At 42.5% G+C, this 21,577-nt stretch carries 19 protein-coding genes; 6 read left to right on the top strand and 13 right to left on the bottom strand.

The genetic code is table 11. The features are described 5' to 3' along the window. Positions 1 to 4: 4 nt before the first annotated feature. Genes BV375_RS32685 through BV375_RS32675 form a run of 3 tightly spaced genes read right to left on the bottom strand, consistent with a single transcriptional unit; the run spans position 5 to position 2,261 of the window. A complete protein-coding gene (locus BV375_RS32685; protein ID WP_086768302.1) occupies positions 5 to 478 on the bottom strand; it encodes a tetratricopeptide repeat protein in 474 nt (157 codons plus the stop codon). 4 nt (positions 479 to 482) lie between these two features. Then, on the bottom strand, positions 483 to 1,415 hold the full coding sequence (locus BV375_RS32680; protein ID WP_086768300.1) for a homogentisate phytyltransferase: 933 nt from the start codon (positions 1,413 to 1,415) through the stop codon (positions 483 to 485). Positions 1,416 to 1,418: 3 nt separating this feature from the next. Further along, entirely contained in the window at positions 1,419 to 2,261 is an 843-nt protein-coding gene (locus BV375_RS32675) for a methyltransferase domain-containing protein (RefSeq protein WP_086768298.1), read from the bottom strand. 151 nt (positions 2,262 to 2,412) lie between these two features. Here BV375_RS32675 and BV375_RS32670 point away from each other — a divergent pair, with 151 nt between their 5' ends. Both BV375_RS32670 and BV375_RS32665 read left to right on the top strand, forming a co-directional pair. Beyond that, the gene (locus tag BV375_RS32670; protein WP_086768296.1) at positions 2,413 to 3,774 is read left to right on the top strand and encodes a TrkH family potassium uptake protein; all 1,362 of its coding nucleotides are present in this window, start codon (positions 2,413 to 2,415) and stop codon (positions 3,772 to 3,774) included. Between the two features lie 149 nt (positions 3,775 to 3,923). Continuing rightward, a complete protein-coding gene (locus BV375_RS32665; protein ID WP_086768294.1) occupies positions 3,924 to 4,619 on the top strand; it encodes a TrkA family potassium uptake protein in 696 nt (231 codons plus the stop codon). A gap of 609 nt (positions 4,620 to 5,228) precedes the next feature. On the opposite strand, the gene BV375_RS32660 is transcribed toward BV375_RS32665, so the two are convergent. Together BV375_RS32660 and queA are read right to left on the bottom strand one after the other, a co-directional pair. Next, entirely contained in the window at positions 5,229 to 6,371 is a 1,143-nt protein-coding gene (locus BV375_RS32660) for a tetratricopeptide repeat protein (RefSeq protein ID WP_086768292.1), read from the bottom strand. Positions 6,372 to 6,467: 96 nt separating this feature from the next. Beyond that, positions 6,468 to 7,625: a tRNA preQ1(34) S-adenosylmethionine ribosyltransferase-isomerase QueA gene (gene queA, locus BV375_RS32655; protein WP_086768388.1), complete on the bottom strand. Its 1,158-nt coding sequence runs from the start codon at positions 7,623 to 7,625 to the stop codon at positions 6,468 to 6,470. Between the two features lie 239 nt (positions 7,626 to 7,864). Here queA and BV375_RS32650 point away from each other — a divergent pair, with 239 nt between their 5' ends. Next, on the top strand, positions 7,865 to 8,254 hold the full coding sequence (locus BV375_RS32650) for a hypothetical protein (RefSeq protein WP_045868874.1): 390 nt from the start codon (positions 7,865 to 7,867) through the stop codon (positions 8,252 to 8,254). A gap of 122 nt (positions 8,255 to 8,376) precedes the next feature. Here BV375_RS32650 and BV375_RS32645 read toward each other — a convergent pair whose 3' ends face one another. Continuing rightward, positions 8,377 to 8,880 (bottom strand): YraN family protein, encoded by a 504-nt coding sequence (locus tag BV375_RS32645; protein WP_086768290.1) that lies wholly within the window; start codon positions 8,878 to 8,880, stop codon positions 8,377 to 8,379. A 14-nt stretch (positions 8,881 to 8,894) separates the two neighbouring features. On the opposite strand from BV375_RS32645, the gene BV375_RS32640 reads away from it, so the two are divergent. Next, on the top strand, positions 8,895 to 9,404 hold the full coding sequence (locus BV375_RS32640) for a pentapeptide repeat-containing protein (protein WP_086768289.1): 510 nt from the start codon (positions 8,895 to 8,897) through the stop codon (positions 9,402 to 9,404). Positions 9,405 to 9,547: 143 nt separating this feature from the next. Then, positions 9,548 to 10,549 (top strand): substrate-binding domain-containing protein, encoded by a 1,002-nt coding sequence (locus BV375_RS32635; protein WP_086768287.1) that lies wholly within the window; start codon positions 9,548 to 9,550, stop codon positions 10,547 to 10,549. Between the two features lie 31 nt (positions 10,550 to 10,580). On the opposite strand, the gene BV375_RS32630 is transcribed toward BV375_RS32635, so the two are convergent. The 3 genes from BV375_RS32630 to gyrA form a co-directional block, all read right to left on the bottom strand. Further along, complete coding sequence (locus BV375_RS32630) at positions 10,581 to 10,916, bottom strand: DUF4870 domain-containing protein (protein ID WP_086768285.1); 336 nt, start codon at positions 10,914 to 10,916, stop codon at positions 10,581 to 10,583. Positions 10,917 to 11,016: 100 nt separating this feature from the next. Next, a complete protein-coding gene (lnt, locus tag BV375_RS32625; protein WP_086768283.1) occupies positions 11,017 to 12,579 on the bottom strand; it encodes an apolipoprotein N-acyltransferase in 1,563 nt (520 codons plus the stop codon). Between the two features lie 127 nt (positions 12,580 to 12,706). Further along, positions 12,707 to 15,307 carry a DNA gyrase subunit A gene (gene gyrA, locus BV375_RS32620; RefSeq protein ID WP_086768281.1) on the bottom strand — a complete coding sequence of 867 codons (2,601 nt, stop codon included), beginning with the start codon at positions 15,305 to 15,307 and terminating at the stop codon, positions 12,707 to 12,709. A 454-nt stretch (positions 15,308 to 15,761) separates the two neighbouring features. Between gyrA and BV375_RS32615 the strand changes: the two genes are divergently transcribed. Further along, complete coding sequence (locus BV375_RS32615; protein WP_086768279.1) at positions 15,762 to 15,974, top strand: hypothetical protein; 213 nt, start codon at positions 15,762 to 15,764, stop codon at positions 15,972 to 15,974. Between the two features lie 89 nt (positions 15,975 to 16,063). On the opposite strand, the gene BV375_RS32610 is transcribed toward BV375_RS32615, so the two are convergent. The 4 genes from BV375_RS32610 to BV375_RS32595 all read right to left on the bottom strand — a co-directional run bounded on the left by BV375_RS32610 (position 16,064) and on the right by BV375_RS32595 (position 21,553). Next, entirely contained in the window at positions 16,064 to 16,360 is a 297-nt protein-coding gene (locus BV375_RS32610) for a Mo-dependent nitrogenase C-terminal domain-containing protein (protein ID WP_208099226.1), read from the bottom strand. Beyond that, entirely contained in the window at positions 16,357 to 16,794 is a 438-nt protein-coding gene (locus tag BV375_RS32605; protein WP_086768275.1) for a hypothetical protein, read from the bottom strand. The genes BV375_RS32610 and BV375_RS32605 overlap by 4 nt, the downstream gene beginning before the upstream one ends. A 237-nt stretch (positions 16,795 to 17,031) precedes the next feature. Continuing rightward, complete coding sequence (locus tag BV375_RS32600) at positions 17,032 to 17,406, bottom strand: response regulator (RefSeq protein WP_086768273.1); 375 nt, start codon at positions 17,404 to 17,406, stop codon at positions 17,032 to 17,034. 118 nt (positions 17,407 to 17,524) lie between these two features. Next, positions 17,525 to 21,553: a PAS domain S-box protein gene (locus BV375_RS32595; RefSeq protein ID WP_086768271.1), complete on the bottom strand. Its 4,029-nt coding sequence runs from the start codon at positions 21,551 to 21,553 to the stop codon at positions 17,525 to 17,527. Positions 21,554 to 21,577 lie beyond the last annotated feature (24 nt).

Here is a 21,577-nt window from a genome sequence, read left to right as displayed (position 1 = left end):
AGTTTTAGGATTGATTTGATTTAGCGTTCATTTTATCTAGCAGTTGCGTGATTTTCTCAGCCTTTTCTGGTTGACGTTGTTTCCGCAATAACTCTTTAGCTTGTTGCAGATTAGTTTTAGCCGCTTCTGGCTGTTCTTGCTGCATCAGCACATTTGCTAAACGCAAATAAGCTTGAGGATTTTTAGGACTGCGACGAATTACATCTTCAAACCATTCTTTTGCTTCCTCAACTTTGCCTTGCTCTCTTAAAACATCTCCTAACAGCAAGCGAACCATATCATTAGTAGAGTTGAGAGAAATTACTTGCCGAAAAGCAGCTTCTGCACCTTGGTAATCTTGCTGTTGATAAAGATTGACACCTTTTTGGAAAAAATTTGAGGTAATCAAGGTTTTCCCAGCAAAATAAATGAGTAAAGCAATACTGGAAACTACGACAACAATGGCAAAGATATCATTTGTTTGAAAGGTTTCGAGCATTTTTTTAAGCCAAAAGGCAGGCAATTGGGAAAATCAAATATTCAATGAAAAAAAGTTTCCAAATAAATTGGTAGAACTGAGCGATCGCACTTTTTTCTTGCAAGTCTACTGCCAAACTCCGCACCCACATCAAACACAGCACTACCAAATGAGTAATCACTAAAAACAGTGAATTAACTGAGGCTAGATGCACCACTCCCACGAGAATCATCCCCAAATAGCAAAGAGTTAGCACCCAAAGAGCGAGATTAAAGACTGCTCGTGGCCCGAGTTGGATCGTCAAAGTATTGATATTGTATAAGCGATCGCCTTCCATATCGGGGACATCTTTAAAGATAGCGATCGCAAATGTAAAGACCAAAATAAATACCGTCAGCACCCACACTGGCGGTGGAATCGATAGGCTTTGTTGCGCTAGCCAACTAAAGTGCAGAAATAGCCCTAAATTAACAATGGTTCCCCGCACTGAAAAGATACAGAAAGCTGCCCAAAAAGGAAAACGCTTCAAGCGAACTGGTGGTAAAGAATATGCAGTGCCAATTGCTAGACTAATAGCCACCATCCCTAATAAAAAAGGGCCATTCAGCCAAGCTACTACCAGTGCCAAAACACCAGCAATGGCAACAATTAATTGTCCTTGTGTCTTTGAAAATTCTCCTGATGCTAGCGGTAGATGAGGCTTATTAATTTTGTCAATCTCAATGTCTTCCAATTGATTCAGCCCCACAATGTAAACATTGCCACATAAACAGGCAATCCAAGCTCCCAAAACAGGGAAGAGAGAGAAATGACGATTACCAACAGCAACAGCAATTAAATACAAAGCCAACACACTCAAACTGGTGCCAATAATTGTGTGTGGACGGGAAAATTGCCAAAAAGCATAAAACCAGCGACCCCACACACTAGAAGACTTTTGCCTAGAAAACTGATTCATGCTCTACTTATTCCCGCACAATAATCCAAACCGAATCAACCCGCGTTGATAACCCCGACGCATTAAACCTAGTGATAGCGCCCCAACAATCGTCGTCCAACCAGAAGTTAGTAACCCCCAAATAGCTTTGGGAGTAAATGCCGAATCAATCACAAAATCCCAAAATGGAGCTACAGCCCGTGACCAATCAGCAGTGCGAATATTTTGTAAGGGAAGTTGCGTGGCGATCGCGCTATACTCTGGAAGCGAAATTACATAAGGTAAACAATACACTCGATAAATTTCTTGCAAGTGTTTTTGTTCATCATCTGTCAGTGGTGTGCTATCAATCGGGCGATGACACCATGTCACCATAATCAACATGCCACCAGGTTTAAGCACTCGATAGCACTCGTGCATAAACTTGGTTTTATCTGGCATATGTTCGCCACTTTCCAAAGACCAAACCAAGTCAAAAGTGTTGTCCTCAAAAGGCATTGCTTGAGCATCTGCCACCAAGAATCGACTTCTAGCACTTAAATTAAGCTCTTGAGCACGTTCTGTAGCTCTAGCGGCTTGCACTGGACTCAGAGTAATCCCCGTGGCCCTAGCATGAAACTTTTCTGCTAGGTACAGAGAACTACCTCCAATACCACAGCCTACATCCAAGATATTCTCTGCTGTTTCTACCCCTGCCCAATCAAGCAGTTCTTCGATTAAATCAATTTGAGCTTGACGGCGGTCTTTTTTTTGCGTGCCATCTGGCCCGTAGTAGCCGTGATGCATATGTTCACCCCAAATGTCTTCCCAAAGACCAGAGGAGGCATCGTAAAACTGTTGAATTTGTTGGTAAAGTGTTGCACTCATGAAGAAAGCAGTGTTAAGACAACGCAGAATTTAAATAAACATATTCGTAGGCTACCATGTGTGTTTTTAATTAAATAAGGGTGTTTTTGATTTTAGGGAAGGTAAACGCCCTACATACCTCCTTAGCAAAATTTATGGATCTAACCTTGGTATGACTGTTTCCCGCACAATTTGTTTAGGATTTTTAGCTGTTATCACTGTGGGAACTATCCTACTGATGCTGCCTTTTTCAACTAGTAGTGGGAATTGGAATGACCCAATTGTGGCGTTATTTACATCAACATCCGCAGTTTGTGTGACTGGTTTATCGGTAGTTGATCCTGGCAGTTATTTCTCCTTTTGGGGTCAATTATTTATTGCGCTGTTGGTTCAAGTTGGTGGTTTGGGCTACATGACAACAACCACCTTTTTGATTTTGCTAATTGGGCGCAAGTTTGATTTACGAGATAAAATAGCGATTCAACAAGCTTTAGATCGACCAGGAATGAGTGGTAGTGCTCAAGTTATTCGCTCGATTATTGCCACCACCTTAATTTTTGAAATTACTGGCGTGTTTTTACTATTGCCAGCTTTTGTGCCCAAGTATGGTTGGAATCAAGGACTGTGGCTAGCAATTTTTCATAGTATTAATGGTTGGAATAATGCAGGTTTTAGCCTTTTCAAAGATAATTTGATTGGATATCAGTCATCTTTTCTAGTCGTTTTCACAATCACAACACTAATTATTTTTGGAGGCATTGGTTATCAGGTAATTTTAGAAATGTACCTCTGGTTACGCTTAGGTGCAAAGCGACTTATTAATAGACAACGCATACTTAAAAAAACACCTTATCAAGTATTTTCCTTAGATTTTAAAGTTGCAATTAGTACTACTTTACTCCTTTTATTTATTGGGACAATTGCTTTTTTAGTTATCGAGTTTAGAAACCCAGAAACATTTGGAAAAATGAATTTAAGTGAACAGTTATTATTAGCTTGGTTTCAATCTGTTACTCCTAGAACTGCTGGTTTTAACACCATTGATATAGGCAAAATGACAACTGCTGGTTTATTTATTACCATTGCACTGATGTTTATTGGTGCTAGTCCAGGTGGTACAGGTGGTGGCATAAAGACCACAACTCTGAGAGTGCTCACCAGTTGCACCCAATCAATTCTCCAAGGTAAAGAAGAAGTTTTATTATATGAACGTAAGATAGCAATAAATTTGATTTTGAAAGCTGTAGGTGTGTTAGTTGGTTCTGTGGCAACTGTGATTTTGTCTACTATTTTGATTGCCCTTACAGATCCAGAATTGGATTTTATTCAAATTTTATTTGAAGTAGTATCAGCCTTTGCCACAGTAGGTCTTTCAACTGGTATTACAGGAAGTGTCTCTATTGCTGCCAAACTCATATTAATTATCACAATGTATATTGGACGAGTTGGGGTTCTACTTATAATGTCCGCTATACTAGGCGACCCGCGCCCAACCCGAATCCACTATCCCGAAGAAAATTTATTAGTAGGATAATCACAATCAATATATTAATACCGAGATGATAATAATATTAAAGTGATAACCTGATAAAATTTACAATATTAGGCAAAAGTATATTTTTGAATTAACTCAGTATAACTTTTTTGCCCTAGACCTAGGGAGCGCTATTAAGGATAATACTTGTGAATCTGTCAGCATTAAGTTTTTTTCGCAGTTTACGTAAAGATAACGATCAATTTGCTGTGATTGGTTTAGGTCGATTTGGTCGCTCTGTTTGTGCGACAATGCATCAATTAGGTTACGAAGTCCTAGCAACAGATATTGATGAAAAGCGAGTATCTGAAGCACTGACAGAACAGATAGTTGCTCATGCTTTACAGTTAGACTCGACAGAACCTGCTGCACTAAAAGAAGCAGGAATTTTTGAATTTGATACGGTTATCGTGGCAATTGGCAACTATGTTCAAGAAAGTATCATCACTACTTTAAATGTAAAAGAGGGGGGTGTACCCCATGTAGTTGCCAAAGCTTCTAGCGAAGTTCACCGCAAGCTGTTGAAACGAGTGGGAGCAGATCACGTTGTTTTTCCTGAATACGAAGCGGGTTGTGCCCTTGCACGCACACTTACCAAACCATCAATTTTGGAGCGATTTGACCTCGATCCAGATAACAGTATTGTAGAGTTGATTGTTCCTGACGAATTTCACGGTAAAACTATCACCGAACTTCAACTGCGTAACCGCTATGGGTTGAATTTGCTGGCTGTGAGTCAGGATGGTAAATTTCTCATAAATCCTGACCCCACTAAGCGTTTAGAGCGTGGTTCGGCAATGGTAGTTATTGGCCACAACAAAGATATTAATCGCTTGCCAATTTAATCTAGAATATCAACTCTTGCCGCAGGCTATTTTTATTTACATAAGCAATTAAGCAGAATACACAAAATTAATTCCTAGCTTCATAAATATAAGCTTTGATTATCCAAACTAAACATCGATTAAGTTAAGGAAAATATATTTGCACAACTGCTTAAATAGTTTTTAAGGTCAATTAATCGTTGAAATCCTCAAATATGCATTCCTAAAACTTTGAAGTTTTGGGTGATTTTAAATTGACAAGTTTCACATAAATTGTGAAAAAATACTGCATATTGCACCAAGATTAATTTCGATTGAATATATACACTTCCATGACGCCAAAAAACAAGAGATTTATCAAACAGCGATCGCGGACGTTTTTATGTTGCTAACAATCCATCCACACCATCATTTTGTGGCAATAACATCAATGGATCTATAGTAATAAATATCATACAGAATCCAGATTTCTCTAACCTAACGCAAGCAACTGGATCTGGTACTCCATCTAACTCCTATAACTTTGTTCGCTTCCGCGCCAAGGTGAAATAATCATAAGAGGGAGCAGGGGGAAATTTATTCTTGTCTTCTTTATCCCCCTTCTCCTACCTGCCAAGCCTCGACATCCGATTAGCGGGGACTCATAGAAGTAGGTTGTGGTTCCAAAACTGGTACATAACCAGGATCGCTTTGAGTTGCTTGCGGAACTTCTGGTTGATTTGGCTGTTGTGGCTCAGTTTGTTTGAATAAGATAGTTCTCGTAGTTGCAGCCGCAGTAGGAGTAGATGGTTGACTAGCTTGAGCTTTTTGTACTGCTTCTTTTTGAGCAATTTGCAGCATTAATTGGTCAATTTTATCGGTTTGCGCTATTTGACCTTGGTTTTGGTACTCTTTGCGGGCACGTTTCAAGGCGCTGTTGGCTTGTTTCATATGACCTTGATTGTACAAAGTCACGCCCAAATTGTAGTAAGCCAAAGCATTTTTGGGATTCTGACTAATAGCTTGCTGGTAAACAGCAATAGCCTCAGATGATTGACCTTGAATTGCCATCAGACTTCCCAAATTATTGTAAGTTGCGGCATTTTCGGGATCTCGTTGCAAAGCTTGTTTGTAAGCAGCGATCGCTTCTTGCATTTGACCTTGCTGTTGTAGGGCGATCGCTAGGTTAAAATAAGCATTCCCATTGCTGCCATTGAGGTTGATTGCTTGCTGGTACGCGGCGATCGCTTCTGGGATTTGCCCTTGTTCGTAAAGTGCCAAACCTAGGTTATACTGGGCTGCTGCCATTGTTGGATCGATTACCAAGCTTTGACGATAAGCGGTAATAGCTGCTTCTCTTTGACCTTGTTGGTGCAATGCTAACCCTAAGTTATAATAAGCCTCGCCGTAATTAGGATTTAAGCGAATCGCCTCTGCATATTCTTGTACAGCAACATCCAGACGGTTTTCCTGTAAGAGAATATTACCCAAGTAATTCCTTGCTATTCCCAGGTTGGCATCTCGCCGCAGCGCTTCGCGGAAGGCATATTCTGCGCCTTGTAAGTCTTGGCGGTTATAACGCATGACTCCCTGTTGGAAAAAGCTAGCTGCTTCCAGATCCTTACTGACAACGTTCTGGGCCAAAAGCTTGCTTCCTGGTAAATTAATCATTGTTGGTGCAGCTAATACCAAAAATGCAACGGAAGTCGAAAGCAACTGCCGATGAGCACTCCGGTGCAGCGCTACTTGAGAAAAACTGCGAAACCACTGGCGAAGTTGATGTTTGTTAAACATGAGTGGCAGGCCTGTACTTATTGTTAGATCCTTATAAGTCAGAGTACCCACCACAACATGAAAAATTAAAAGTCAAATTTAAAGATTTTAAATACCTCACTCAGAACTTGAATTTCTGACTGCTTCTGGCAAAATTAACATGGCATCGCCAAAAGAATAGAAACGATACCGAGCAGCGATCGCTTCTTGGTATATATTTAACAATTTTTCTCTACCAATCAAAGCACTCACTAACATCAACAAGCTAGAGCGTGGCAAGTGAAAATTAGTAATTAAACCATCTACTACCCGCCATTGATAACCAGGATAGATAAATAAGTTTGTCTTACCACAATATGGTTGTAATGTCCCAGATTGCGCTGCCCCTTCTAAAGCTCGTACTGCCGTTGTGCCCACAGCAATAATCCGACCACCTGCTGCTTTAGTAGCCTTAATCTGCTCTACTGTTGAGGCGGGGACTTCAATCCATTCTTCATGCATGTGGTGGCTAGTGACATCTTCCACTTCCACTGGGCGAAATGTTCCCACCCCAACGTGCAGTGTAATAAAAGCTTGATTAATGCCGCGATCGCGCAACTTTTCTAGTAATTCTGGGGTAAAGTGTAGTCCTGCCGTTGGCGCTGCGATCGCTCCTGGATATTTGGCATAAACAGTTTGATACTGTTCGTCACCAGCTTCAGATGCACTGATGTAAGGCGGTAAAGGTACTTCACCAAATACCTCTAACAATTGCACTAAAGAAACTCCCTCTGGCACTTCAAATTGCAATAGCCGTCCCCCAGTCGCCGGATCTGTTTCTAGTACCGTAGCTGTGAGGGAAGAAGGGGATGAGGCAGAATTTGCTCCCCCACCTCCTCTTGGTTCAAAAATAATCTTTGCGCCTTTTGTGAAGCGTTTTCCTGGTTTGACTAAAGCTAACCAACAGTTATACTGCCGTTCCTCTAACATTAACACCTCAATTTCCGCACCAGTAGATTTACGACCATATAGCCGAGCCGGGATAACTTTTGTATTGTTCATTATCAGTAAATCGCCTGGCCGTAAAAATTCTGGCAGATCGCGGAAAAGATGGTGTATACTTCGGGAATTTACTACTAGTAACCGGGAGCTATCTCTAGGTACTACTGGATTTTGGGCAATGAGTTCGGGCGGAAGTTCGTAGTCATACCCAGCTAATGAACAGTCTAAGTTCACATTTTCGACTTCTCTTTTCGAGGTATAGTTCAAATTTTCCTGTGTTATTTGTTGCTTCATTGAGATTGAGTCTGCATTCATAAGCCTGTTTGAGCTTTCCTGATTGATGAAACTCCTGGGGATCGTTGCTCAATTTAATTCCTAGATTTTAAGATCGATACTATTACGTAACACGGAAACCCCGATATAAAAATTGGGTAAAACTCCCTATCTAAAAACGGGGGCTTTTACCCTACCGGGATCTAGCATTTATTGACGAATATAGAGATGTAGGATTGGCTTTGATCCCAAGCACCAACATGGAATACTTGTATTACCTGGCAAATGCCAGTCTAACTCTGAGGGTCGTTCAATACCTGCATGGCAGACCCCAGATGCCTGTTTCCTTCGTCACCGTAATTCATCAAATAGATGGCTGGGTGGTGAGGATCAAACTCAAAGGTCAAGTCTCACCTCAGGTTGATGGTGACTTTCGCGCTTTTCTCAATGAGTTAGGAATTAGCTACGAGCCACCAATGAGGGTGCAAATGGCACTTTGGAGTTTAGAAGCGGGGCAGTGTCCTGTAGACGTAATGCGTCGCTACCAAGTAGCCATTGTTTCTCATGGTAGCCCAGAAAGAGAGGAAATTGAGGCATTCCGGCAACAGTTTGTTCGAGGATTAGGCTACTGTCCCGAAACATTAGCGTAATCACCTTTGACTATAAGGAAATACCACAAAATAAATTAATCCACAAGTAGGGGCACGGCATCTCAAGACTTCGTTTATATAGATATCTTATTTACGCCGTGCCCCTACAATTTGGGGAGCAATTACGCGTTATCAACTACAGAGTCGAAAGCGGCAGGAATGTATTCTTGGAGTAGGAACTCGTAACCAGCTACTAATGAACTGGCTAGAGCTTTCTGGGTAAATGTTACTTCAGAAAACTTGTTTGTAATCCTTTGGCAGCAGACAATAGCAACGTCAAATCTGCATGAGTAATCTGCCTTTTCCGGGTAATTAGCTAAAAACATCTCAGCGGTACGCCAAAGTTTTGTTTGCTTTTTGGGAGTGATAGCACTTTTTCCCCCTAAATCCCAATTACCTGGACTACGAGTTTTAACTTCCACAAATGCCAAGGTTGAGTGATGGAGAGGGACAGAGTTAATTGGCTCCTGTATTCCATCATATTGGGCAATAATATCGATTTCTCCCCAACGGCAAAAAAAGCGACGATGGAGAATTAACCAACCTGTAGATTGCAGCCATTGTGCTACTAGGTCTTCACCTAGGTCACCAATGTCGGGATAATGAGATGCAGGAGGGTTCGCCATTGTCTGAAAATATGATGAATAAGAGATTAAGTCTTCGGATCTGGAAAAGTGTACTCAGTGTAGTGCTTTGGGGATTACTTGGCATCACCGCAATTATAGGTTGTGCGCCCACAGCTTTGGCGCTCGAATACAACAAAGAAATTTTGGTAGAATCTGATTTCTCTGGACGAGATTTAACAGACTCTAGCTTTACTAAAGCTAATCTCAAAAAGAGCAACTTCAGTAAAGCCAACTTGAGCGGTGTTAGCTTTTTTGCCGCTAATCTAGAATCAGCAAATTTCGAGGGAGCTAATCTCACCAATGCTACTTTAGATTCGGCTCGCTTTATTAAAGCAAATTTGACCAATGCAGTATTGGAAGGTGCTTTTGCAGCGAATGCTAAGTTTGATGGTGCGATCGTTGATGGAGCAGATTTTACTGATGTACTGCTGCGTCCGGATGAGCAAAAAAAATTATGCCGGGTAGCTAAAGGTGCTAATCCCACAACAGGGCGGGATACTCGTGATACTTTGTTTTGTCCTTAGTAGTTGATTTAATTAATTTTGATGGGCTGCGAGATTCTCGACTTCTACCCATAGGCTAGCCACCTTTCGGGTGTCAACAAGAAGTTAGAAATCTAACTTGGGAAATATAAACACAGAAGCGGTCTATCAAGAAATTTACAAATATGTCAAAAAAGAATGAAACCACCCTTCTTTTGCTAGCTTTTGTAATTACGATTGGGCTAGTTGGAAGTGGTTTTTGGTGGTTTGCCAAATACTCTGGTATTGCCACCAGTCTACTAAAAACCAGCAATAATACTTCAACTGGGTCAACTCATTCCCAATTATCTAATCCTCAGACCTTTGCTCAAGTTCAAAATGTTCCTAGGGGTTTAATTAGCTACGGTGGTAGTACCACTTGGGCACCTATACGTAAAGAAATTGACCCAGTAATTCAAAGCGTCTGGCCGCAGTTTCAGTTACGGTATACTAACCCTGAAAAAGAAGCACCTAGTTCTGCAACAGGAATTTCAATGTTGCTGAAAAGTCAACTGGAGTTTGCCCAATCTTCTCGTCCACTGGCCAACAATGAGTATGAAGAAGCGCAAAAACGTGGCTTGAAGTTGAGAGAAATTCCAGTGGCTATTGATGGACTAGTAGCAGTTGTCCATCCTAGTTTGGACATTCCTGGTCTGACTGTAGATCAATATGACAATATCTTTGCTGGCAAAATTACCAATTGGCGAGAAGTTGGCGGGCCAGACTTGAAAATCCAGCTTTATGGCAAACAGGGCCGAGATAGTGGCGATCGCTTCAAACTTACACTCACCACAACCGAGGCTATACGTAAAGTCGCTACCGATCCGGCTGGGATTTATTGGTCTTCTGCAACGCTATTAGTACCACAGTGTGGTGTTAAACCATTACCGATAGGTCGTCAATCTAGCAAACTGACTCCCCCCTACAAACTCCCTTTAGTATCAGCTTCGGAATGTCCAGGGAAGCGTAATCAAGTAAATAATGATGCTTTTCGCAATGGTGAATATCCCTTTAGCCGCCGCTTGGTGGTGGTTGTGAAAGAAAATGGACAATTTGAACAACAAGCAGGGGAAGCTTATGCTAACTTGCTATTGACAAATCAGGGACAAGAGTTGCTCGATAAAGCAGGATTTGTCAGACTTCGCTAAAATTGCTGTTCTGAAAATGGCAGCGATCGCCTTAAACCAAGCGAAAGATAAACGGGTAGCGATACAATACATCGCGATCGCTCAAAATTTTGACAATAGCAATAATTGGCATGATGATACTGATAGCCCACAAGGCAATCAACAGCACAATCCCAATCCCCACCAGAGTCAGCAATCCAAAGATCAGTGCATAAATATAAAGGTTGATGTGAAAATTCAGAGATTCTCTGGCATTGTCTTTCACAACGGGGTCGTTGCTGATTAACAAAATTGCAATTGGTATGCCAATAGATACAATCGTAGAACTAAAAAATATCGCTCCATGACTGAGAGCAGATAACAGCTTGCGTTGCGGGAAGTCTTCCATGACACAATCCCTCCAGTTTGGCTAACCCCTCGATTTTACGATCACAACTTGCGATCGCCATCATTCTGTCAGAATATATCTTTAACTAAAGCATCTAAAACTATACCAAAGGATTTAATTTTTTCTGCCAAAACCACCCCAATACACCTAAACCTAACAACAAGGGTGTCAACCAATCACCCCACCGCACATATAAAGTTTGGGTTTGCCGTTGATAAATAGTTTCAGCATGGGTTTGGTAGCTATTATATCCAGATATCCACAAAGTTCTACCGTGAGGATCGATAAACGCTGAGTACCCTGTATTAGTCGCCCGCACTGACCATCTATCGGTTTCAATTGCTCGCATCATATCCTGTGCATGGTGCTGAAATGGCATTGCGGCAGTATAATGAGCATCATTAGAGGAACTGAGGATAAATTGCCCACCCGCAGCCGCTTGACGGCGAAATTGTGCCGAAAAAGCTGAGTCGTAACAAATACCAGCGATCGCTCGACCAAAAGGAGTATCAAATAGCTGATTGGGTGAACCCGGAACTTGGTGTTCATCCAGTGGTGACAAGCGCTGAATAATTTGACCTAAAATCGCCTCAAAGGGGATATATTCGCCCAAGGGTACTAGCTTGGTTTTGTCGTAGCGGCTAAAAACTTCTCCGTTACCAGTATAAGTAAACAAGCTATTTGTATAGCTGCGTCCTCGTTCTCCAAAAGCACCAATCCAAGCAACCACGCCTTTTTCCCGGATTGCTGAAACAATCGGAGTTTCGCTCAAGTTACGCTGGAAAAAAGGTAAGGCTCCTTCTGGGGTAAGGACTGCATCTACACCTTGATCTGCTAAAGTTAAATAGCCATCGGTGTAACCTGCGATCGCCCGACGCAAACCTTCTGGTCGCAGTTTAATGATGTTAGGAATATTACCTTGAACAATTCCTACTTTTAAAGCTTTTTCTGGGGATTTGCTGAGGGGAATACTGTATAAGCTAAAACCGATGAGGTGTAAGGTAATGAATAATCCAACAGCGATCGCTAAATATTTATGAGAGTAACTCTTCGCTTGCTGGCGGTGAAGCCACGCCTCTGCAATTAAGCCATTCACGGCAACAATTGCGGCTGTAATAGCACTCGGTCCAGTCAGTTGACCCAGGTGTAAAATTACTAGATTATGCGGACTTTGTGTATAAGAAAGAGAACTCCACCATAAAGCACCAGCACTCCAAAGTCCTTCTAGCGCGCACCAGATAGCTGTGCCAATCAGCACTCGCAAAAGTGGTTTTGAGCTAGCTAAACGAAGCATTAAAGCCGCCCAAACAGCGACTATTGCTGCCCCCCAAAGAGTTACGAATGTCCAACAGAAAACGGTAATTGCCAAACTCGCCAGCCAAGGAACACCCAACCAATTCATCGGATGGATGCCTGTAATCCAAAATAAAGCTAACCCGTGATAACCAATACCCCACAATAAAGGTAAAAGGAAGAACTTTCGCCTTTTTCCTTCTAATTGCCTACTTTGTTGAACAACTAAAACCCAAAGGGGGGCAAGGGCAATCCAAGCTAGGAACCAAGCACCCACAGGGGCTACAGTCAGCCCCATCAATACCCCAGCGATCAAGGATAAAGCGTAAAGGTTAAAGGATAAAAATAGTTTTTTTGCTTGATACTTCATAATATTTCTTGCAAAAATCCGAATAAGAATAAAAAACCACAGATGAACACCGATCTTTATCTGTGTTCATCTGTGTTCATCTGTGGTTCGATATCTAAAAAATCGACTTATGCCAAAGGTCTATACTTCATTCTGCCTCTTCTAATTCACCAGTATCGCCAGTATCAGGAGGAACTATTGCTACTCCGGTGATGGCATCATCTTCGTCTAGACGCTGTACTCTCACGCCTGTTGCCGATCGCGATTGTATGGAAATCGCATTTACTGCCTGGCGAATAATAATACCGCGATTTGTGACCATCATGATTTCATCATCGCTGTTGACAATCTGCAAGGTGGCTAATTTGTCTTTGGTTTTGCGGTTTTTGAATTTGGTTGCCATTAAGCCTTGACCGGCTCGATTTTGCAAGCGGAATTGGGCAACTGGTACGCGCTTTCCATATCCACCCATCGTAATTACCAAAACCCAAGGTCCAGTACTAGCGTTAGCTGGGACTTCTGTGGATTCTTCAATTTCGATTTCTTCGATTTCGATGATTTCTTCGATGTCGCCTTCTGTTTCTGTAACTGTACTCAAGGTATCAAGAATTTCTGCTGGGAGGATATCCATACCCACCAATTCATCCCCAGCTTTCAGTTTCATGGATTTTACACCACGAGTCGCCCTACCTAGAGGACGCAGTTGTTCATGGTTACAGCGAAAGTGAATTGCCATCCCATGACGAGAACCCACAATTACACTGTCTTCTACCTTAGCGCGTCGTACCCAGCGTAGTTGGTCGCCTTCTTCTAAGGAAATCGCAATTAAGCCGTTGGCCCGGATATTACTAAATGCTTCCAATACCGTTTTCTTGATATTGCCACCTTTGGTTAGCATCACCAAGAATTCTTCGCTGCTAAATTCGTCAACTGGGACAATGGAAGTAATTTTTTCTTCCTTGGGAATCGGCAACATTTGCACAATTGGCGTACCGCGACTAGTACGAGAACCCACAGGAATTTGATAAGCTTTCAGGCAGTAGACAACTCCGCGATCGCTAAAGAATAAAATACTGTCGTGATCGCAGCAAGTGAGGAAATGTTCAATGGTGTCATCATCTTTGACCTTGGCCCCGGCTTTGCCTCTAGTAGCACGGCTTTGGGCTTCAAAGGTGTTGACTGGCATCCGTTTGATGTAACCTTGCTCTGTTAGCAAAATGATCGCTTTTTCATTTGCTATCAGGTCAAGATCGTCTAATTCTCCTTCCGCATGGGTAATTACTGTGCGTCGGGGTGTGGCGAAGCTAGTTTTGATTTGCGAAACTTCGTCTTCAATGATTGTCAGCACTCTTTCCCGTCGTGCCAAAATATCTTGCAGATCGGCAATTTGGGCTTGTAAATCTTCGTGTTCTTGACGAATTTTATCTGCTTCTAAGGCTGTTAACCGCCGTAGTTGCATCTGTAAAATTGCATCTGCTTGGACTTCCGAAAGCCCATAGGTTGTAATGAGTTCACCTTTGGCTGTGGGTGCATCAGAAGCATGACGAATCAAGTTAATAATTGCATCTAAATGCGCTAGGGCAATTAACAATCCTTGCAGGATATGGTCGCGTTCTTCAGCTTTCCGCAGTTCGTAGCGTGTGCGTCGATTAATCGATTCAATCCGGAAATCTAGAAAGACTTCTAAGAACTGCTTAATGGCGAGAGTTTGGGGTTCCCCATTCACCAACGCCAGCATGTTGGCCCCAAAGTTTGCTTGCAGTGGGGTTTGCTTGTAGAGGTTGTTGAGTACTACTCTCGGATAGGCATCGCGCTTGAGTTCGATAACGATTCGCATTCCATCGCGATCGCTTTCATCCCGAATATCTGCAATTCCCTCGATCCGTTTGTCATTTACCAACTCGGCAATTTTTTCAATTAATGCTGCTTTATTGGTTTGATAAGGCAATTCTGTGATAATAATTGCTTCTCTTTCCGGACGGCCTCTTTGTTCAATCGTTTCGATGTTAGCCACGCCGCGCATGGTAATCGAACCGCGCCCGGTGGTGTAAGCTTCTTTAATCGCCGCCGTCCCCAACACCTGGGCCCCAGTGGGAAAGTCTGGGCCGTGGATATACTGCATTAACTGGAGATTGGTGATTTCTGGATTGTGAATCAATGCCACTAATCCATCAATCAATTCACCCAAATTGTGCGGTGGGATATTAGTTGCCATCCCCACAGCAATCCCTGAGGAACCATTCAGCAGCAACTGCGGAATCCGTGCTGGCAAAACTGTTGGTTCTTGTTGGGAACCATCGAAGTTATCGATAAAATCTACGGTTTCCGATTCGATGTCGTGAAGTAAGGCTGTGCCAGTTAAGGCTTGCAAGCGACATTCTGTGTATCGCATTGCTGCTGGCGGATCGTTATCTACGGAACCGAAATTACCATGCCCGTTGATTAAAGGCGATCGCATGGAAAAATCCTGTGCCATCCGCACCAACGCATCATATACCGCCGTGTCACCGTGGGGGTGATATTTACCCAACACTTCCCCAACCACACGGGCGCATTTACGAAACGGGCGATCGTGAGTTAAACCCAGCTCGTGCATTGCGTAGAGGATGCGACGATGCACAGGTTTCAGACCATCCCTGGCATCTGGCAGCGCCCGACCCACAATCACACTCATGGCGTATTCCAGATAAGACCGGGACATTTCGTTCCGCAGATCTGTCGGGATAATCCTCTCCTGTGAGGTTGTCATAACCTAAAAAACTCCAAAAATCGCAGATTTTAGCCCGTCTAGTTGACAAAATGCAAAATTATTCCAATTTACTCTTGAATAATTGCTATATTTTGGTACAATTCTATCACATCTTGCTTTTTGTTGCCGGGAGAGCTAACTCTTAAGGCTAAAAAACACCTTACTAGAGAATGGTAAATGACTGTAGCTGAGGGGCTTTTGGCTGAGAGTTAAGTGCATCTAACTAAAAAGCCTGCCAAATATAAGCAATTCAAAATTCACAACTCAGAAGTAAAAATAATCATTACACAGTAAGCATTATAGCTACTACGTGCACGCCAATTAAATGTTTGATAGAGGATTCAGATGGAATTAACTATAGACATCACGAAGCAAATATAAGATAACGGTGTAGATTATTTCCATCAGTTTCTACTTCTATAACCGTTATTTTCTATAATCATCTGAGAATTCTATGACTTTTAAACAATTACGAATTGGCGATTACTTTCGGATACCTGGTATAAGTTTTAATTGTGTGTATAGAAAGGCTAGCAATTCATCTTGCAGCCTGAATTCTCTATTACAGCCTATTCGTCCAGGAACAACAGTTATACCTTTAAATCGAGCACAAATTGCTAAATATATGGCAGAAAAGCAAGATTTTTGGAAAAGCTTACAGCAATAGTAGGTTTAGTGGCTAAAGATTCGTAAAAAGAGGGATTTGAGGCTCGGTACTGGGGAATCAAAGAAATGTTAATTCGGGAAGCAAACCTGTTAGCAAAACATCGTTACATCTTCACCACGCTCATCTGCTAAATAACTTAAAGCTTTGAAACGTAGCTCAACTAACTGTTCGTAGAAAGGATTGAGCTTACATAGAGGCGGAATGTGAACAATAGTGCAATCGCAGAGTTTAATTTCTCGTTCAAAAGGACAACTGGCCGGAATAATCTTGCAGAGTAATCGCGCTAATCGGTAATTTTCTATTTTGAAGGATTCAAGGCGTTGACGGACTGGTTGTAGTAGAACTTTGGGAAATTGAATTGAAGCGAATTTACTGGTAAACATCATTTTGTTAGTGAATGAACTTGTTTGGGAGTTAGTAAGACTTTTTCAATTAAGAGTCTATCTGAATCGGAAGTATCTGACGTGATTACTGTTTTGGTATTTTCATGCATTAAAATTTTACCTTGAGCGTCAAAACTAAAGTCTTGGCTAGGAATAAATCCTTTTTCAATAAGTTTTTTGAGAACAAATCTAGTAACTGCTGCTAGTAATTGAGCGTAGGGTTTCCAGCCATGCAAGTTATCTAAAACCCAGTGAAATGTCTCAGTATTAGTTATAGACAATTCAAGAACTGCTGCTGTTAAAAAAGATTCTGTATATTGAAAACCCATGCTACTGTGAAGCTGGGTTACCCAACATTCTGCTAATTTTTTATCTTGAAAGTTTAAAATGTAGATTGCTCTTTCAAGGTGAAAGTGAAATAGCTCTAAATCTTCCATATTGCACCTATGAGTTACAGCAAATAAAACCTAGTCACCTAATCAACTCGCTTTAATAAAAAGAGGGAGCTTAACTTTTTACATCTTCAAATGAGAGGAAGTAGGGTAGAGGTGAATTTGTACTCCACCCTGAGTTAAGGTGTTATCAAGTTAGTGGTTTTCTAGTTGCTTTTAACTTTAAAACTCAAAAATGCAGAAATTGTGGAGATGAAAAGAATTTAGAAAAAATTTTTAAGTCTACCAGTTGAGAGCCGCTGCAATTTGAGCAGGCAATTTCATGGCTTTGAAAGGCTTAGTAATTACTGCTCGGACTGCTAGTTCAGCAAATCGCCGTTTTTCGGTAGCTTGTGCTTTCGCCGTCAGCAAAATAACGGGAATTGACTTAGTGGCGGGATTTGCTTGTAACGCTTGAAAGGTAGCGATTCCGTCCATATCAGGCATCATAACATCCAAAAGGATCGCATCTGGCTGTTCGGCAACTGCCTTAGCCACTCCCTCGCTACCAGAAGCAGCCGTTGAAACTTGCCAAGCACCTACCGCTTTCAAGGCGAGTTCAGCTACTGCCCGGATATCATATTCATCATCAATGATGAGAATGCGTTTTGTAGTCATTTGTCATTGGTACAGATACGAAATTTTGCGTCTGTATAATAGTCAGTTGTCATTTCTCCGTATCTCCCTTTCATACATGGCGATGAAAAAATTTTCATCAGGACTGCTTTGTTCACTCTTAACTGACTTCACTATTATTGCCAATCATCCGGTTGAGCAAGTTAATTACTCGCTGTTCAAATTCTTGGGGAGTAATGCGTCCTTTGGTGAAGAATAGGGTTTGTCCTAACTTTAAGCGATCGCGATCGCTCTCATCTAAATCGCGCGCTGTATATACAACTAATGGTACTTGGCACAAACGTTGATGTTGGCGGAGCCAATCGACAACTGCAAAACCATCATTTTCTGGCAAGCCTAAATCCAGTACCAACAAGTCAGGCAGAATGTTCTGGCTAATCTGGATAGCTTCCCTTCCTGTTTGGGCGTAAAAGGTAGTAATGCCGTGACGATTGAATAAGGCAATAAGTACCTGTGCTAAATCTAAGTCATCTTCGATAATTAAAACTTTGATACATGGATTTTGCGTAGCAGTAGCTTTTTCTAAAGCTTGACACAACAATTTGGGATTGGGTGGTTTGACAATCCAATCGCTAACACTTTGCGCAAGACCTTTATTAGCATCAGGTAACAAACCGCTAAGAATAATTACAGGGATATTTTGGGTGTGTGGCTGCTGTTTGAGAATTGCCAGGGTTTCCCAACCATCCATACCCGGCATCATTAAGTTGAGAATAATTGCATCCGGATGGTACAACTTTGCCTGCTCTACAGCTTCTTGTCCCGATGCAGCTGCCATGACGCGATAACCTTGTCGTTCTAACATAGTTTGCACTACCACTCGAACAGAAGGATCGTCATCGCACTCTAGTACTAGAGGCGAGGCTAAGGATGCGGTGATTGGAATCAGCACGGATGGGGAGAGATTTTCTTGATTCTCTGCGTTCCTTTGTCTGGTTTCATCTTCGGAAAGCAGTGGCAAAGTAAAGAAGAAAGTGCTGCCTTCTCCCAAAGTACTTTCCACCCAGATTTGCCCGTTATGATGTTGCAAAATACTGCGACAAATCGCTAAACCTAAACCTGTTCCTCCCTTTTGGCGGGAGTCGGAAGCATCAACTTGTCCAAAGCGCTCAAATACAGATTCCAGTTTCTCAGTGGGGATACCTCGACCTTGGTCTTTGACTTGGAAGCGGATTTGTTTTGCTGCGAGAATTTCAGCACTCAACGAAATTGTTGAATCTGGTGGAGAAAATTTAATTGCATTGCTGAGTAAATTGGTGAAAACTTGAATAATTCGGTCAGGGTCGGCCCAGATTGGCGCTGATAGGGGAGAAACGGATATTGTCACCCCTGCTTGCTCTGCCATTTCCTCAACAATTTCTACTGACTCAGTCATTAACTCGCTAGCATCGCAGATTTCCGGAGTCATCTGTACCTTACCGGACTCGATGCGCTCAATATCCAAGATGTCATTAATCAGGCGCACCAAACGGTCTGTATTACTAGCCGCAATGTTTAACATCCGTTGCGCTTCTTCTGGTTCGGCTAAGAGAACGCCACCTGCCAATAAATCCAAGGCACCTGCAATAGAAGTGAGGGGTGTGCGTAATTCGTGACTAACTACCGAAACAAATTCATCTTTGAGGCGTTCGATTTCGCGGCGCTCGCTAATATCTTTCATAAAGCAATAATGCCCGATGAATTGCTGCTGGCGATCGTAGGCTTTGACCATCACCACTTGTTTGTCAAAAACCGATTGATCTTTGCGCACGCCTCTAGCTTCTACATCCACCTTGCCGTTAGTCAGCATCAATTGATAGGCTGCATTCAATGTTTCTAGATCTTCTGGGTGGACGGTTAATACCCATTCCATGCCAATCAATTCCTCTGGTTGATAACCAACGGCGTTGGCATAAGCTGGATTGACTTTGATATAACGTCCCTGAGTATCTAATTGGGAAATACCTTCAACTGCACTTTCTAAGGCCAAACTGAGATGGCGAAATTCTTCTTCGGCTTGTTGACGCTCGGTAATGTCGTTATTAATCTCCAGAGTTCTCTCAACATTACCTTGCTCGTCGCGCTGCAATGCCCAACGGCTGGCCACGACAACAGGAGTACCATCACGTTTACTGTGTACGAGTTCGCCTTCCCAACGCCCTGTTTCCAAAAGTTGAGCTTCGATTTCTGCTAACGGCTGGGGAAATTGGGTTTGCAGGAATTCATGAGAAATTTGGCCGATTGCTTCTGCTTTCGACCAACCGTACATCTCCTCTGCACCACGATTCCAAAAGGTAATCCTGGCATTGGCGTCGCGGACTATGATAGTGTCGTGAGTTAAGTCGAGGAGAAATGCTTGCTGTTTTAGCTCTTCTTCATAGTGCTTGCGATCGCTAATATCTTCAACTATGTAGGAAAATCGGGGACGATCAGTGCGATCGCTATTAATTGCCGAAACTGTCGCTGACAGCCATTTTTTATCTGTAGGCGTTTCGTGCGCGTACTCAAAGCGAACTGGAGCATGGTTGCGTTCGGCTGCACGGTAATATTCAATCCACTGGTTGATATAGTTTTGTGGCGCACCCATTTCACTAGCTAGCCGATTTTGCATGGCGGCTGGTGTCTGTCCATAAAATTTCGCGGCGGCTGCATTATCAGAAATATGTAGCACGTCATCGTCTAGCACCTCTACAACTCCCATCAGCATTGGTGCGCTGTCAAAGAAACTGCGCAGGGTGGCTTCACTCTGGCTTAGTGCTTCCCGTGTAAGTTTGCGATCGCTGATATCGTTGCCAATCCCTAGAAAGCCTGTAATATTGTTTTTAGCGTCACGTAAAGCTGTGACTGATAGCAATACCGGAAAGCGCGAACCATCTTTACGGATATAAGTCCATTCGCGCTCGTGTACTTGTCCGCGTCGCGCCTTAGCCACAAATACCTCAAATCCCGGCTCAATAGTTACGCCCAGTTCTTGAGATAGTTCTTGCGCCACTCGCACAATTTCATCCGAGTCATGGATGATTGCTGGAGTTGTTTTCCCAACTACCTCATGGGCAGTATACCCCAGCCATCGTTCTGCTGCTGCATTAAAAGTTTGAATGATGCCTTCTGCTGTGGTGGAAATAATTGTGTAGTTAGCACTATTTAAAATTGCGCGTTGCAGTGTTGTCGTATTTCGTAACTCTGATTCTATGCGCTGGCGTTCATTAATTTCCGCCTGCAATGCTTCATTAACTGCTAATAACTCTGTAGTTCGTTCTTGAACTCGAATTTCTAACTCATCGTGTGCCCTGCGTAACGCGGCTTGTGCTTGTTTGCGTAAGCGCAGCTCGTAGTAGACAGCGCTAATATCACGACCTTCAGCGATGAGTATGACTACTTTCCCAGCTTCATCAAACACAGGCTTGAGGGAAAAATCAACCATTGCTTGTGTATCTTCTGCACCCCTGAGATCGACTTCATAACGGACGAATTGACCACATGCTGCTTGAGCGATCGCGGTTTTTAAGCGGTTTTGGATTTGCGGGGATATTGTCCACCAGCGCGTCTCCCAAAAGGGGCGATTGATAACATCAGCATGAGTCAGCCCACCAAAGTTGAGGGCGGTGCGGTTGACTTCCACAAGTGTGCCATTTGGTTGCAGTAGCCCGATAAATTGGAAAGTCTGGTCAAAGATAGCCCGAAATCGTCTTTCGCTATCGCGTAGTGCGGCTTCTATTTTTTGGCGTTCAATAATTTGCTGTTGCAGTTTTTGGTTAGTTACTTCTAACTGGACTGTACTGAGTCTTTCTAGTGCTCTGGGCAACAATTTCACTAGTACAAGCGCTGCATAAACCGAAGTCATTGCTGTCACCGCTTTCACAGCACCAGATACCCAATAATTTGGATACCAGAGCGTCCAAATTGACATGAGATGAGTTGTGCCGCAAGCGATGATAAAAGCGCTAAATAACAGAAAAATAGTTTTAAAGGGAAAGGTGTTGCCCTTGTAGACGAAATAAAGCAACGTCAAAGGAATAAAATAATATGCCAGGACAATGAGGAAATCAGATAATACATGTAACCATACCAGCCCCGGATTCCACAGATAACAATGCCCGTGTGGGATAAAGGGGCTTGAGGTTAAAAAGGTATGTAACGATTGCAACATAATATTCTCCTATGGGCATGGGGC

The sequence above is a fragment of the Nostoc sp. 106C genome (genome assembly GCF_002154725.1).
Taxonomy (GTDB): domain Bacteria; phylum Cyanobacteriota; class Cyanobacteriia; order Cyanobacteriales; family Nostocaceae; genus Aulosira.
The sequence above is the reverse complement of the archived record's forward strand: the minus strand, read 5'-3'. Positions and strand labels throughout refer to the sequence as shown.